The organism is Pseudomonas sp. PB105 (assembly GCF_009764655.1).
Taxonomy (GTDB): domain Bacteria; phylum Pseudomonadota; class Gammaproteobacteria; order Pseudomonadales; family Pseudomonadaceae; genus Aquipseudomonas; species Aquipseudomonas cyclaminis.
In genome coordinates, this window is the sequence record NZ_RWIO01000027.1 from 91,741 (window position 1) to 105,461 (window position 13,721).

9 protein-coding genes are annotated in these 13,721 nt (G+C 60.7%); 5 read left to right on the top strand and 4 right to left on the bottom strand.

The genetic code is table 11. The features are described 5' to 3' along the window. The first annotated feature begins 13 nt into the window (after positions 1 to 13). The gene (locus tag EJD88_RS05235) at positions 14 to 736 is read left to right on the top strand and encodes a glycerophosphodiester phosphodiesterase family protein (protein ID WP_099587422.1); all 723 of its coding nucleotides are present in this window, start codon (positions 14 to 16) and stop codon (positions 734 to 736) included. Between the two features lie 42 nt (positions 737 to 778). On the opposite strand, the gene sthA is transcribed toward EJD88_RS05235, so the two are convergent. Further along, on the bottom strand, positions 779 to 2,173 hold the full coding sequence (gene sthA / locus EJD88_RS05240) for a Si-specific NAD(P)(+) transhydrogenase (protein WP_003189670.1): 1,395 nt from the start codon (positions 2,171 to 2,173) through the stop codon (positions 779 to 781). 214 nt (positions 2,174 to 2,387) lie between these two features. Here sthA and EJD88_RS05245 point away from each other — a divergent pair, with 214 nt between their 5' ends. Next, complete coding sequence (locus EJD88_RS05245) at positions 2,388 to 2,921, top strand: chalcone isomerase family protein (RefSeq protein ID WP_158877084.1); 534 nt, start codon at positions 2,388 to 2,390, stop codon at positions 2,919 to 2,921. A gap of 174 nt (positions 2,922 to 3,095) precedes the next feature. On the opposite strand, the gene EJD88_RS05250 is transcribed toward EJD88_RS05245, so the two are convergent. Continuing rightward, positions 3,096 to 4,559, bottom strand: coding sequence for a glyceraldehyde-3-phosphate dehydrogenase (locus tag EJD88_RS05250; protein ID WP_099587424.1), 1,464 nt, complete (start codon positions 4,557 to 4,559; stop codon positions 3,096 to 3,098). 340 nt (positions 4,560 to 4,899) lie between these two features. On the opposite strand from EJD88_RS05250, the gene mfd reads away from it, so the two are divergent. Genes mfd through EJD88_RS05265 form a run of 3 tightly spaced genes read left to right on the top strand, consistent with a single transcriptional unit; the run spans position 4,900 to position 11,627 of the window. Beyond that, a complete protein-coding gene (gene mfd / locus EJD88_RS05255; RefSeq protein WP_158877086.1) occupies positions 4,900 to 8,349 on the top strand; it encodes a transcription-repair coupling factor in 3,450 nt (1,149 codons plus the stop codon). An 11-nt stretch (positions 8,350 to 8,360) separates the two neighbouring features. Continuing rightward, positions 8,361 to 8,927 carry a CsiV family protein gene (locus tag EJD88_RS05260; RefSeq protein WP_099587426.1) on the top strand — a complete coding sequence of 189 codons (567 nt, stop codon included), beginning with the start codon at positions 8,361 to 8,363 and terminating at the stop codon, positions 8,925 to 8,927. 9 nt (positions 8,928 to 8,936) lie between these two features. Continuing rightward, positions 8,937 to 11,627, top strand: a complete 2,691-nt coding sequence (locus EJD88_RS05265; protein WP_158877088.1) for a DEAD/DEAH box helicase — start codon at positions 8,937 to 8,939, stop codon at positions 11,625 to 11,627. An 80-nt stretch (positions 11,628 to 11,707) separates the two neighbouring features. On the opposite strand, the gene nagZ is transcribed toward EJD88_RS05265, so the two are convergent. Together nagZ and EJD88_RS05275 are read right to left on the bottom strand one after the other, a co-directional pair. Then, positions 11,708 to 12,718: a beta-N-acetylhexosaminidase gene (gene nagZ, locus EJD88_RS05270; RefSeq protein ID WP_099587428.1), complete on the bottom strand. Its 1,011-nt coding sequence runs from the start codon at positions 12,716 to 12,718 to the stop codon at positions 11,708 to 11,710. 144 nt (positions 12,719 to 12,862) lie between these two features. Then, complete coding sequence (locus EJD88_RS05275; protein WP_099587429.1) at positions 12,863 to 13,570, bottom strand: TetR/AcrR family transcriptional regulator; 708 nt, start codon at positions 13,568 to 13,570, stop codon at positions 12,863 to 12,865. Positions 13,571 to 13,721: the final 151 nt, after the last annotated feature.

Below are 13,721 nucleotides of genomic sequence, written 5' to 3' on the forward strand. Positions count from 1 at the left end.
CATAGGAGCAACTGTGACCCTGATTTACGGCCACCGCGGTGCCAAAGGCGAAGCACCGGAAAACACCCTGACCAGCTTCCAGGAATGCCTCAAGCACGGCGTACGCCGTTGCGAACTGGATCTGCACCTGTCTATGGACGGCGAGCTGATGGTCATCCACGACCCGACCCTCAAGCGCACCACCGACCGGCGCGGCAAGGTCGTCGAGTATTCGGCGGCAGACCTGGTGAAGATGGACGCCCGCAAAGGCGGCCCAGGCTGGGTCAAACCCTGCCCGATCCCACGTCTGGAAGAGCTGTTCGAACAATGCGACTTCGATCACTGGCAACTGGAAGTCAAAAGCGCCTCGCGCACCCGCGCCGCAACTACGGTGCTGGCAATCCGCGAGATGGCGGTACGTTTCGGCTTGATGGACAAGGTCACCGTGACCTCAAGCTCGCGGGAAGTGTTGAAAGCGGCGGTTGATCTCACCCCGGACCTGTCACGTGGACTGGTGGCCGAATACGCCTGGCTCGACCCGCTGAAGGTCGCGCAGAACTATGGCTGTGAGTATCTGGCGTTGAACTGGACGCTGTGCACCCCTGAACGTCTGGAGAAAGCCCAGCGCCAGGGTCTGCATGTGTCGGTGTGGACGGTCAACGAACCTGCGCTGATGCGCAGGCTCGCCGACTTCGGCGTAGATAGCCTGATTACAGACTTTCCCGGTTTGGCCACTGCCACTCTCGGGAATTACTGAAATCGGTCTCCCCGGCCGGCTCAGGCCACCGGCCGGAGCCGCTCAAAAAAGCCGGTTGAGGCCATCGTAGGCCGCTACCCGATAGGCTTCAGCCATGGTCGGGTAGTTGAACGTGGTGTTCACAAAATACTTGAGGGTATTTTGCTCGCCCGGCTGGTTCATGATGGCCTGGCCGATGTGCACGATCTCCGAAGCCTGGTAGCCGAAGCAATGCACGCCGAGCACTTCCAGGGTCTCGCGATGGAACAGGATCTTCAGCATGCCCTGGGGCTCGCCGGCGATCTGTGCACGCGCCATGCTCTTGAAGAACGCCTTGCCCACTTCGTAAGGCACCTTGGCCTTGGTCAGCTCGTGCTCGTTCTTGCCGATCGAGCTGATCTCGGGAATCGTGTAGATCCCGGTCGGCACGTCGTTCACGTAGCGCCAGCTGCCATTATCGACAATGCTGCCAGCGGCCGAACGGCCCTGGTCATGTGCCGCACTGGCCAGGCTTGGCCAGCCGATCACGTCACCGGCGCCGTAGATGTTCGGCACGCAGGTGCGGTAGTTCTCATCCACTTCGATCTGGCCACGGCTGTTGACCTTGACCCCGATGTTTTCCATGCCCAGCTTGTCGGTGTTGCCGGTACGACCGTTGCACCACAGCAAGGCGTCGGCCTTGATCTTCTTGCCGGATTTGAGATGCAGAATCACGCCGTTATCCAGGCCTTCGACCCGCTCGTACTCTTCGTTGTGGCGCACGGTGATGTTGTTGTTGCTGAAGTGGTAGCTCAACGCCTGGGAAATTTCCGAGTCGAGGAAGCTCAGCAACTGATCGCGGTTATCCACCAGCTCCACCAATACACCCAGGCCGCTGAAGATCGAGGCGTATTCACAGCCAATCACGCCGGCGCCGTAGATGATCAGTTTGCGCGGGGTGTGACCCAGGCTCAGGATGGTGTCGCTATCGTAGATACGCGGGTGGTGGAAATCGATGTCCGCCGGACGATACGGACGCGACCCGGTGGCAATGATGATGTGCTTGGCCACCAGCTTCTCGACCACACCGTTGGCGCAGACCACTTCGACGGTTTGCTCGTCGGCAAAACTGCCGGTGCCGAAGAACAGGTCGACGCGGTTACGCGCGTAGTAGCCAGTGCGCGAGGCCACTTGTTTGGAGATGACTTTCTCGGCGCTCTTGAGCACGTCCGGGAAAGAGAACCAGCGCGGCTCACCAATGGCCCGGAACATCGGGTTGGTGTTGAACTGCATGATCTGGCGGACCGAGTGACGCAAGGCCTTGGACGGGATGGTACCCAGGTGGGTGCAGTTACCGCCGACCTGGCGACGGCTATCGACCATCGCCACCTTGCGCCCTGCCTTCGCGGCGTTCATCGCCGCACCTTCTCCAGCCGGGCCGGAACCCAGTACCACCACGTCGTAGTTGTAGACAGCCATGCGTACTCCTCAGAACAGGCCAGGCGTACGGTTGGACGCCTGGCTAAATCATGCCGCGGCCAGCGGTCATGAAGGACAATTTGGCTCAAGTGTGTGAACCGGGGCACAGTCTATATAAGGGTCAACGCCGCGCACATTAACCCTTGGTCGCGTCGTAGGCCAGTCTTGCCATACTACATGACGCAAATCAGCGCCAATTTCGGGATGAACCATTATGCGACAACTCTTTATCTGTTTGATGCTGATGATGTCGATCACGGCTCACGCCAATGACGCCGACCGACTCAAGCAGGCTGATTTCCCCGCACAGTTCGAGGGCCTGGCCCGCAAAAACCAGGCGGTGCTCACCTACCTGTGGGCCGATGTGTACGCTGCCGCGTTGTATGCTTCTGCGGATGTGAGCGCCAGACAGGCCTGGGCACAACAACAGGACCTGCGCCTTGTGCTGTATTACTTTCGCGACATCGACCGCAACGATGTGATAAAGGCCGCCACCGCGACGTTGGAGCGCCAGCAAGCCAGTGCTCGTTTGAAGCCTGAGCTGGATCAACTGCATGCGCGCTTTCGCAATATCCGCAGCGGGGATCGTTACGCCCTGGATTTTCGGTCGGGGCGCGGTTTGAACTTGGAGATCAATGGCCAGGTGGTGTTCAGCAGTCGAGATACTGAATTGGCGAAAGCCTATATGGGTATCTGGCTGGCGCCGAAGGGGTTGTCGGACAGCTTGCGCGGGCAGTTGCTCAATTGATGCGTCGGCTGAACGACCGCTATCGGGGGCAAGCCACCTCGCACATTTGAATATATTCACAAATCAAACTGTGGGAGGGGGCTTGCCCCCGATGAGGCCCTCACAGGCAGCCCGAAACCCACAGCCATAAAAAAGCCCCGAACCAGTCGGGGCTTTTTCATCTACTGCTGATGCTTAGCGCGGAAACGCAGGCGGGTTGACCCCGGCCATGTCTTCCATCACACGAACCACCTGGCAGCTGTAGCCGAACTCGTTGTCGTACCACACGTACAGCACAACACGGTTGTCCTGGCTGATGGTCGCTTCGGCATCCACCACACCGGCGTGGCGCGAACCGACGAAGTCGGTGGATACCACTTCCTGGGAATTGACGAAGTCGATTTGCTTATGCAGATCGGAGTGCAGCGCCATGTAGCGCAGGTACTCGTTCATCTCTTCACGGCTGGCGGCAGTCTCAAGGTTCAGGTTGAGAATGGCCATCGACACGTTTGGCGTAGGAACGCGGATCGCGTTACCGGTCAACTTGCCGGCCAGCTCAGGCAGCGCCTTGGCAGCAGCGGTAGCAGCACCGGTCTCGGTGATGACCATGTTCAGCGCGGCGCTACGGCCACGGCGATCGCCTTTGTGGAAGTTGTCGATCAGGTTCTGGTCGTTGGTGTACGAGTGAACGGTTTCGACGTGACCGTTGACGATGCCGAACTTGTCGTTCACAGCCTTGAGCACCGGCACGATGGCGTTGGTGGTGCAGGAAGCGGCGGAGACGATTTTGTCGTCAGCGGTGATTTCACCGTGGTTGATGCCGTGCACGATGTTCTTCAGCTTGCCCTTGCCAGGCGCGGTCAGAACAACGCGATCAACACCAGGGCAAGCCAGGTGCTGGCCCAGGCCTTCGGCATCACGCCATACGCCGGTGTTGTCCACCAGCAGGGCGTCCTTGATGCCGTACTGGGTGTAATCCACCTCGGACGGGTTCTTCGCGTAGATCACCTGGATCAGGTTACCGTTGGCGGTGATGGTGTTGTTTTCTTCGTCAATGACGATGGTGCCGTTGAACGGACCGTGTACCGAGTCGCGGCGCAGCAGGCTGGCGCGTTTGGTCAGGTCGTTGTCGGCGCCTTTGCGCACAACAATGGCACGCAGGCGCAGGCCGTCGCCGCCACCGGTTTTTTCGATCAGGATGCGCGCCAGCAGGCGGCCGATACGACCGAAGCCGTACAGCACAACGTCAGTGCCTTTGCGGGCTGCTGCGTTTTGCTGGCCAACCACATCGGCCATTTCTTCACGCACGAACTGCTCGGCGGTGCGGCCGGCGCCTTCCTTGCGGAATTTGTACGCCAACTTGCCCAGGTCTACCGAGGCCGCGCCGAGCTTGAGCTCGCTCATGGCCTTGAGCAGTGGGAATGTTTCGTGGACGGAGAGTTCGCTGTCGTCGGCAGAGCGATGGCGCGCAAAGCGGTGCGCCTTGAGAATCGCGATGACGGACTGGTTGATCAGGCTGCGGCCATAGATCGAGCTCACCACATTGTTATTGCGGTACAGCTGACCGATAAGCGGGATCATCGCTTCTGCGAGTGCTTCACGGTCGATCCATTCACCAAGACACTGGTCGGGCTTCTGAGTCACGGGAACCTTCCACATGTAGGGGCTGAAAAAAGGGGCTACATTATGCCGCCCGACCGCCCTCGTCGCAATGCGCGCCAGCCAACAAAAAGTCCTTGCTAAAAAATACCGCCCCGCTGCAGCCCAGTAAATACGCGGGTTCCAGAAGGCCACTAGTTGGACGAGTCGTCCGACTTGTCCGTAACCCTCCTAAACATTCGCGCTTTTTGGCACTACATATTGAGTCAAAACACGCCATTGTTTGTCTTAGCCACTACATTTCCTACAAACCGTAATAGGCACAGTCAGCAACTGACAGGCGGCACCTTGGCCCGTTACAATTACCGACTTTGTCGCAACGCTTGGAGCTCAACCTTCCGTGCCCGTTCTGCGTCTACCGCTACTCCCTGCCGCGGCAGGTAAACAGCACTGGGGCAATCTGCCCGGTGCCGCCCTGAGCCTGGCCATTGCTGAGGCTGCCAGCGCAGCCAAGCGCTTTACCCTGCTGCTCACCGCCGACAGCCAAAGTGCCGAACGGTTGGAGCAGGAGCTGAGCTTCTTCGCCCCCGATTTGCCGGTGCTGCATTTTCCCGACTGGGAAACCCTGCCCTACGACCTGTTCTCGCCGCACCAGGACATCATCTCCCAGCGCATCGCCAGCCTGTACCGTCTGCCGGAACTGGCCCACGGCGTGCTGGTGGTGCCGATTACCACGGCGCTGCATCGCCTGGCCCCGACCAAGTTCCTGCTGGGCAGCAGCCTGGTGCTGGATATCGGCCAGAAGCTCGACGTGGAACAGATGCGCACGCGCCTCGAAGCCAGCGGCTACCGCTGCGTGGACACGGTGTACGAGCACGGTGAGTTCGCGGTGCGCGGTGCGCTGATCGACCTGTTCCCGATGGGCAGCAAGTTGCCGTACCGCATCGACCTGTTCGATGACGAAATCGAGACCCTGCGCACCTTCGATCCGGAAAACCAACGCTCCATCGACAAGGTCGACTCGGTCAAGCTGCTGCCCGCACGGGAATTCCCGCTGCAAAAAGACGCGGTCACCCGCTTCAAGGCGCGCTTTCGTGAACGCTTCGATGTCGACTTCCGTCGCTGCCCGATCTTCCAGGACTTGAGCAGCGGGATTACCCCGGCCGGTATCGAGTACTACCTGCCGTTGTTCTTCGACGAAACCTCGACCCTGTTCGACTACCTGCCCCAGGACACCCAAGTGTTCTCGCTGCCGGGCATCGAGCAAGCCGCGGAAAACTTCTGGAATGACGTGCGCAACCGTTACGAAGAGCGCCGCGTCGACCCGTCCCGTCCATTATTGCCGCCGGCCGAGCTGTTCCTGCCCGTGGAAGACTGCTTCGCCCGCCTGAAAAACTGGCCGCGCGTGGTGGCCAGCCAGCAGGATGTGGAAGCCGGAAGCGGCCGTGAGCGCTTCCCGGCGGCCACGCTGCCGGACTTGGCGATTCAATCCAAAGCCACGCAGCCCCTGGAGGCCTTGTCCAACTTCATCAGTGACTTCCCCGGCCGCGTGCTGTTTACCGCCGAGTCCGCCGGCCGCCGTGAGGTGCTGCTGGAGTTGTTGGAGCGCCTGAAGCTGCGGCCAAAAACCGTCGACAGCTGGCCGGATTTTGTAAAAGGCAAAGAGCGCCTGGCGATCACCATCGCCCCACTCGACGAGGGCCTGCTGCTGGATGACCCGGCCCTGGCGTTGATTGCCGAGAGCCCACTGTTCGGCCAGCGCGTGATGCAGCGTCGCCGTCGCGAAAAACGTGCCGACGCCAACAACGACGCAGTCATCAAAAACCTCACCGAACTGCGCGAAGGCGCGCCGGTGGTGCACATCGACCACGGCGTGGGTCGCTACCTCGGCTTGCAGACCCTGGAGATCGATAACCAGGCCGCCGAATTCCTCACCATGGAATACGCCGAGGGCGCCAAGCTCTACGTGCCGGTCGCCAGCCTGCACCTGATTGCCCGCTACACCGGCAGCGACGACGCCCTGGCGCCGTTGCACCGCCTGGGCTCCGAGACCTGGCAGAAGGCCAAGCGCAAGGCTGCCGAGCAGGTTCGCGATGTTGCCGCCGAGCTGCTCGACATCTATGCCCGCCGCGCCGCCCGCGAAGGCTATGCCTTCGCCGACCCGAAAGCCGACTACGCCACCTTCAGCGCCGGCTTCGCGTTCGAAGAAACTCCGGACCAGCAAACCACCATCGAAGCCGTGCGCGCCGACATGCTCGCGCCCAAGCCGATGGACCGCCTGGTGTGTGGCGACGTGGGTTTCGGCAAGACCGAAGTGGCCATGCGCGCCGCCTTTATCGCCGTACACGGTGGCCGCCAGGTCGCGATCCTGGTGCCGACCACCCTGCTCGCCCAGCAGCACTACAACAGCTTCCGCGACCGCTTTGCCGACTGGCCGGTGACCGTCGAAGTGATGAGCCGCTTCAAGTCGGCCAAGGAAGTGAACGCTGCCGTCGCCGATTTGGCCGAAGGCAAGATCGACATCGTGATCGGCACGCACAAACTGCTGTCGGACGACGTAAAGATCAAGAACCTGGGCCTGGTGATCATCGACGAAGAACACCGCTTCGGCGTGCGCCAGAAAGAGCAGCTCAAAGCCCTGCGCAGTGAAGTCGATATTCTTACGCTCACAGCAACGCCGATCCCACGCACGCTGAACATGGCGGTGTCGGGCATGCGCGACCTGTCGATCATCGCCACGCCGCCGGCGCGCCGCCTCTCGGTGCGCACCTTCGTCATGGAGCAGAACAAAAGCACGGTAAAAGAAGCCCTGCTGCGGGAATTGCTGCGCGGCGGCCAGGTGTATTACCTGCACAACGACGTGAAAACCATCGAGAAATGCGCCGCCGACCTCGCCGAACTGGTGCCGGAAGCGCGGATCGCCATCGGCCACGGGCAGATGCGCGAACGTGAACTCGAACAGGTGATGAGCGACTTCTATCACAAGCGCTTCAACGTGTTGATCGCCTCGACCATCATCGAGACCGGCATCGACGTGCCGAGCGCCAACACCATCATCATCGAGCGCGCCGATAAATTCGGCCTGGCGCAGTTGCACCAACTGCGTGGCCGCGTCGGTCGCAGTCACCACCAGGCCTACGCCTACCTGCTGACGCCGCCGCGCCAACAGATCACGTCCGACGCCGAAAAGCGCCTGGAAGCGATCGCCAACACCCAGGACCTCGGCGCCGGTTTTGTACTGGCCACCAACGACCTGGAAATCCGTGGCGCCGGCGAACTGCTGGGCGACGGCCAGAGCGGGCAGATCCAGGCAGTGGGTTTCACCCTCTATATGGAGATGCTTGAACGTGCGGTGAAGGCCATCCGCAAGGGCGAGCAACCCAACCTCGACCAACCCTTGGGCGGCGGTCCGGAAATCAACCTGCGCTTGCCGGCGTTGATTCCCGAAGACTACCTGCCGGACGTGCACGCACGGCTGATCCTGTACAAGCGCATCGCTTCGGCCACCGACGAAGAAGGCCTCAAGGACTTGCAGGTTGAGATGATCGACCGCTTCGGCCTGCTGCCGGAACCGACCAAGAACCTGGTGCGCCTGACCCTGCTTAAATTGCAGGCCGAGCAGCTCGGTATAAAGAAAGTCGACGCTGGGCCGCAGGGCGGGCGTATTGAGTTCGAAGCGCAGACGCCGGTAGACCCGTTGGTGCTGATCAAGCTGATCCAGGGCCAGCCCAACCGCTACAAGTTCGAAGGGGCTACGCTGTTCAAGTTCATGGTGCCGATGGAACGTGCCGAAGAACGCTTTAATACCCTGGAGGCGCTGTTTGAGCGTCTCATCTCGAAATCTGTTTGAAGGACGCCCCAATGCGCCTGTTCCGCATGCTGAGCTTGTTGTTGGTGGTATTGGCGCCTTCGGCATTTGCCGACAGCCCGTACCAGGTAGAAATGATCCTGGTGCGCCAAAATGCGGAACCGGTGATCAACAGCCGCGCCGCGCCGGAAAACTGGGATGCCGGGGCCGTGCGCCTGGGCGATAAAATGAGCCCGCCGCGCCTGAACAACATCGTCGACAAGCTCAGCGCCGATAACAGCTACACCGTGCTGGCGCACAAGGCCTGGGAACAGAACCTCGGCGAACAACCGGTCAAAATCGCGATCACCGACGGCCAGGAACAGTTCGGCCAGTTCCCTATCGAGGGCACGCTGAACCTGCAACTGGGGCGTTTTACCGATATCGACGCGCAATTCTGGGTCAATCAGTTCGACAGCAACGGCAGTGTGATTGCCAGCGAGCACCTGAACCAGACCGACGTGCGCACCAAGAACAACCAACTCAACTACCTCGATGGTGGTCACCTCGCACTGCTGATCAAGATCACTTCGCTGACCGCCAAGCCGCCCAGCGCACCCCCGCCTGACATTCAGGACTGATCCAGCGCCATGCCCCAGACGTCGTCGTTGACCAAACCCCTGGCCCCTTCGTGGGCCAATCGCTTCAAAGAGCAGAGCCTGGAGCGCGGGCGACGTTATGCGCTGGAGAATCGGGTACGCATCGTCGAATCCGGTGACAGCACCATCATCGCCAACTGCGAAGGCTCGGGCGGCAACGTTTACCGACAGACCATCTCGCTGCGCGAATCGGCCAAGGGCTCGCTGATCCTGGTGGACAGCCGCTGCACCTGCCCGGTGCATACCAATTGCAAACATATCGCCGCCGTCTTGCTCAAGGTCCAGGAAACCCTGGCCTACCCGGCCGCCGCCCAGGATGCCGAGCTGCTGGAGAAGCTCCAGGCTGTGCTGGACAACCGCGTGGTGTTACCGCAGGTGGTAATGGAAGACGTGCTGCCGATCCCGCGCCTGTGGCTGGCGAGTGTCGAGTTCAGTGCGTTCGAACCGCGCAACGGCAGGATGCAGCGCTATATCCAGCACCGTGCGGCGCTGTCGTTCAACTACTTGGGCCACTATGTCAGCGGGCAAAAGAACGCCGACATTATCGTACGCCAGGAAACCCAGAGCCTGCGCATCAAGCGCCACCCGGGGCTGGAACAACCCTATCGCGAACAACTGCGCCTGCTGGGCTTCAAGATCGCCACACGCCAGAGCAAGGCACTGCCGGAAAGCGCTGGCGAGCTGTTCGAGATGGTCAATGACAGTGCCTGGCTGAACTTCACCCTCAACGTTTCGCCCACTTTGCGCACCGAAGGTTGGGAGTTGCAGATTGATGAGGATTTCGGTTTCGACCTGAGCACGGTGGACGACTGGTACGCCACCGTCGACGAAGGGCCGGAGCGCGACTGGTTTGACCTGGAACTGGGGATCATCGTCAACGGTGAACGGCTGAGCCTGTTGCCGATTCTGCTGAACCTGATGCGCTCTCACACCGAGATTCTCAACCCGGAGAAACTCGCACGCCGTCGCGATGACGAACTGATCCTGGTGAACATCCCTGGCCTGCCCAACGGCCACGGCCCACTGCAAGTGGCATTGCCTTACGGACGCCTGAAGCCAGTACTGGCAACCCTTGGCGAGTTTTACCTACAGGAAGCCGGCACCACCACGCTGCGCCTGGCCAAGGCCGATGCGATTCGGTTGAACCCGCTGGAAGACCTGCCGCTGCAATGGGAAGGCGGTGAGAAGATCCGCAACTTTGCCCAACGTCTGCGGGATATCAAGGACTTCACCTGCGTCGCGCCCGAAGGCTTGAACGCGACTTTGCGCCCATACCAGCTGGAAGGCCTGAGCTGGATGCAGTCGCTGCGCCAGCTGGACGTCGGCGGTATTCTTGCGGATGACATGGGCCTTGGCAAAACCCTACAGACCTTGGCGCATATCCTCAGCGAAAAGATCGCCGGGCGCCTGGATCGACCGTGCATGGTGGTGATGCCCACCAGCCTGATTCCTAACTGGCTCGACGAGGCAGCCCACTTCACTCCGCAACTCAGGGTGCAAGCCCTGTACGGCGCGACACGTAAGAAACATTTCGCCAATCTGCAGGATTATGACCTGCTTCTTACCACGTACGCGCTGCTGCCAAAGGACATCGACACCCTCGCTGCCCTGCCCTTGCATGTGCTGATCCTCGACGAAGCCCAATACATCAAGAACCCGTCGAGCAAAGCGGCCCAGGCAGCGCGTGAGTTGAATGCACGACAGCGCCTGTGCCTGAGTGGCACGCCGCTGGAAAATCATCTGGGCGAGCTGTGGTCGCTGTTCCACTTCCTGCTGCCGGGCTGGCTGGGCGACGTAAAAAGCTTCAACCGTGACTACCGCGTGCCCATCGAAAAGCGCGCCAGCGAAGTGCGATTGCAGCACCTCAACGGTCGGATAAAACCCTTCCTGCTGCGCCGCACCAAGGAACAAGTGGCGACAGAATTGCCGCCCAAGACCGAAATCATCCACTGGGTCGACCTTAACGAAGCCCAGCGCGATCTGTACGAAACCATGCGCCTGGCCATGGACAAGAAGGTCCGCGACGAGATCACCCGCAAAGGTGTGGCGCGCAGCCAGATCATCATCCTTGAAGCGCTGCTCAAGCTGCGCCAGGTGTGCTGCGACTTGCGCCTGGTCAACGACGCCACCCTGCCCGCCCGTGGCAGCAGCTCGGGCAAGCTCGACAGCCTGCTGGACATGCTCGACGAGCTGTTTGCCGAAGGCCGGCGGATCCTGCTGTTTTCCCAGTTCACCTCGATGCTGAGCCTGATCGAAGTCGAACTGAAAAAGCGCGGCATTACCTACGCACTGCTCACCGGCCAAACCCGGGATCGGCGCACGCCGGTGAAGGACTTCCAGAGCGGCAAGTTGCAGATTTTTCTGATCAGTTTGAAGGCCGGCGGTGTAGGCCTGAACCTCACAGAAGCAGACACGGTGATCCACTACGACCCGTGGTGGAACCCCGCAACGGAAAACCAGGCGACCGACCGTGCGTATCGCATCGGGCAAGAGAAGCCGGTGTTCGTCTACAAGATGATTGCCCGAGGCACGGTGGAGGAGAAAATCCAGCACCTGCAAAAAGAAAAGTCCGACCTGGCGGCGGGTGTGCTGGATGGACGAACCACCGGGGATTGGCAGTTGGCCAACGAGGATATTGAAGCGTTGTTTGCGCCGCTGCCCAATAAGCAAGAGAAGCGCTGACTGGCGGATCGCCATCGGGGGCAAGCCCCCCACATACAAATGTGGGAGGGGGCTTGCCCCCGATAGAAGCGACTCAGTCTTCAGTCGATCAGCTGAGCATCCCGCAACGCCCTAAGCGCTGCCAACCAGCGCGGATCCTGCTTGTACTCCGCCGAAGCAATCCCTTGCCCGCGCATCCGCGCAATACGGGCAGACGGTGTGACCTTCATCCGCTGCGCCGCAGTCAGAGCAAGCTCGGCTGCTGCACGATCATTGCACACCAGCCCCATGTCACAACCGGCCGTCAATGCCGCTTCGATACGACTGGCCGCATCGCCGACCACATGGGCACCGGCCATGGACAGGTCATCGCTGAAAATCACGCCGTCAAATTGCAACTCGCCGCGCAGGATGTCCTGCAACCATCGGCGGGAGAAGCCGGCGGGCTGGGCGTCAACCTGTGGGTAGATGACGTGCGCCGGCATCACTGCTGCCAATTGCTTGCTCAGGCGTGCGAAAGGCACCAGGTCATTGGCGCGAATCTGTTCCAGGCTGCGTTCGTCATTGGGAATGGCGACGTGGGAATCGGCCTCAGCCCAACCATGACCCGGAAAGTGCTTGCCCGTGGCGGCCATACCGGCGCTGTTCATGCCACGAATAAAGGCGCCCGCGAGCACGGCGGCACGCTCGGGGTCGCCCTCGAAGGAACGGGTGCCGACCACGGCGCTGCGCTGGTAGTCCAGGTCGAGTACCGGGGCGAAACTCAGGTCCAGGCCGACGGCAAGCACTTCCGTGGCCATGACCCAGCCGCACTGCTCGGCCAGGTATTCAGCGTTGGAGTTGTCCGCCAGTGCGCGCATGGCCGGCAGGCGCACAAATCCCTGACGCAGGCGCTGTACACGACCGCCTTCCTGATCGACGGCCAGCAGCAGGTCTGGGCGCACGGCACGAATCGCCGCACTTAACTCCCGCACCTGGCGCGGGTGCTCGATATTGCGCGCAAAAATGATCAGGCCGCCCACTTCAGGCTGGCGCAACAAGTGGCGATCCTCGGCCGTCAGCCAGGTACCGGCGACGTCGACCATCAAAGAACCTTGCAGGGCAGCAGTCATAAACCTTCCTTAAATAACGCAAACAACCCGTTGCCCTTGCTTCACGCGATAAGCGCAGCAAGCACAACGGGTTGCGAGTAAATAGCTGAATTCGACATGGCGGCTAGCTTAGCGGATGCAAGGTGCCGCGCACACCCGGCACCGTCAAACCTTGGCGGGGGCTGGTGCAGATTTGCTGCGTGGGCGCAGTTGCGCGGCGGCCATGCCAGGGTCGGTCACGCCGGTCTCGGCGCGCATGCCTGCGGCGAGAAACGGCACCATCAGGCGCATGACCTGTTCGATGGAGGTGTTAACGCCGAAATCGGTCTCGGCAATCGCACGCAATGCCTTGATCCCGGACATGCTGAACGCTGCCGCACCGAGCATGAAGTGCACGCGCCAGAACAGTTCGATAGGAGGAATACGCGGCGCCGCTTCGTTGACCAGCAACATGTAGCGACGGAAAACCTTGCCGTACATGTCTTCCAGGTAGCGCCGCAAGTGGCCTTGGCTCTGGCTGAACGCCAGGCCTAGAAGCCGCATGAAGATCGACAGGTCGTTACCGCTGCGAGGCTGAACCACCAGGGCCTGCTCGACGAGGATCTCCAGCAGCTCTTCGAGGCTGGGTTTGTGGTCGGCCTTGGCTTGGCGACGCTCAAGTTCACGATCGAGACTGGCGCAGAACGGCCCCAGGAAGCGCGAGAACACCGCCTGGATCAGGGCTTTTTTCGAGCCGAAATGGTAGTTAACGGCAGCGAGGTTGACCCCGGCCTTGCTGGTGATCAGCCGCAATGAAGTTTCAGCAAATCCTTTTTCCGCGAACAATTGCTCGGCAGCATCGAGAATGCGTTCAACGGTTTCCGACTGGGCCATGACTACTCCGCCTGACAAACACTTGTTTGAAACATACGTTTCAGGGTGTGTCTTGTCAAGCCTGCGGGTTCGCTTTCCGGCCGGGTAGTCATCTATTTCATCACTATTTAATCACATCCTTACGGGTCTGTAGGCAGCGCTATCTCTGCGC

Excerpts from the sequence above, each read along its gene's own strand:
- EJD88_RS05260 (WP_099587426.1), top strand. The coding sequence starts at position 8,361 with ATGCGCCTGTTCCGCATGCTGAGCTTGTTGTTGGTGGTATTGGCGCCT.
- sthA (WP_003189670.1), bottom strand. The coding sequence starts at position 2,173 with ATGGCTGTCTACAACTACGACGTGGTGGTACTGGGTTCCGGCCCGGCT.
- EJD88_RS05250 (WP_099587424.1), bottom strand. The coding sequence starts at position 4,559 with ATGTGGAAGGTTCCCGTGACTCAGAAGCCCGACCAGTGTCTTGGTGAA.
- nagZ (WP_099587428.1), bottom strand. The coding sequence starts at position 12,718 with ATGACTGCTGCCCTGCAAGGTTCTTTGATGGTCGACGTCGCCGGTACC.
- EJD88_RS05275 (WP_099587429.1), bottom strand. The coding sequence starts at position 13,570 with ATGGCCCAGTCGGAAACCGTTGAACGCATTCTCGATGCTGCCGAGCAA.
- EJD88_RS05265 (WP_158877088.1), top strand. The coding sequence starts at position 8,937 with ATGCCCCAGACGTCGTCGTTGACCAAACCCCTGGCCCCTTCGTGGGCC.
- EJD88_RS05245 (WP_158877084.1), top strand. The coding sequence starts at position 2,388 with ATGCGACAACTCTTTATCTGTTTGATGCTGATGATGTCGATCACGGCT.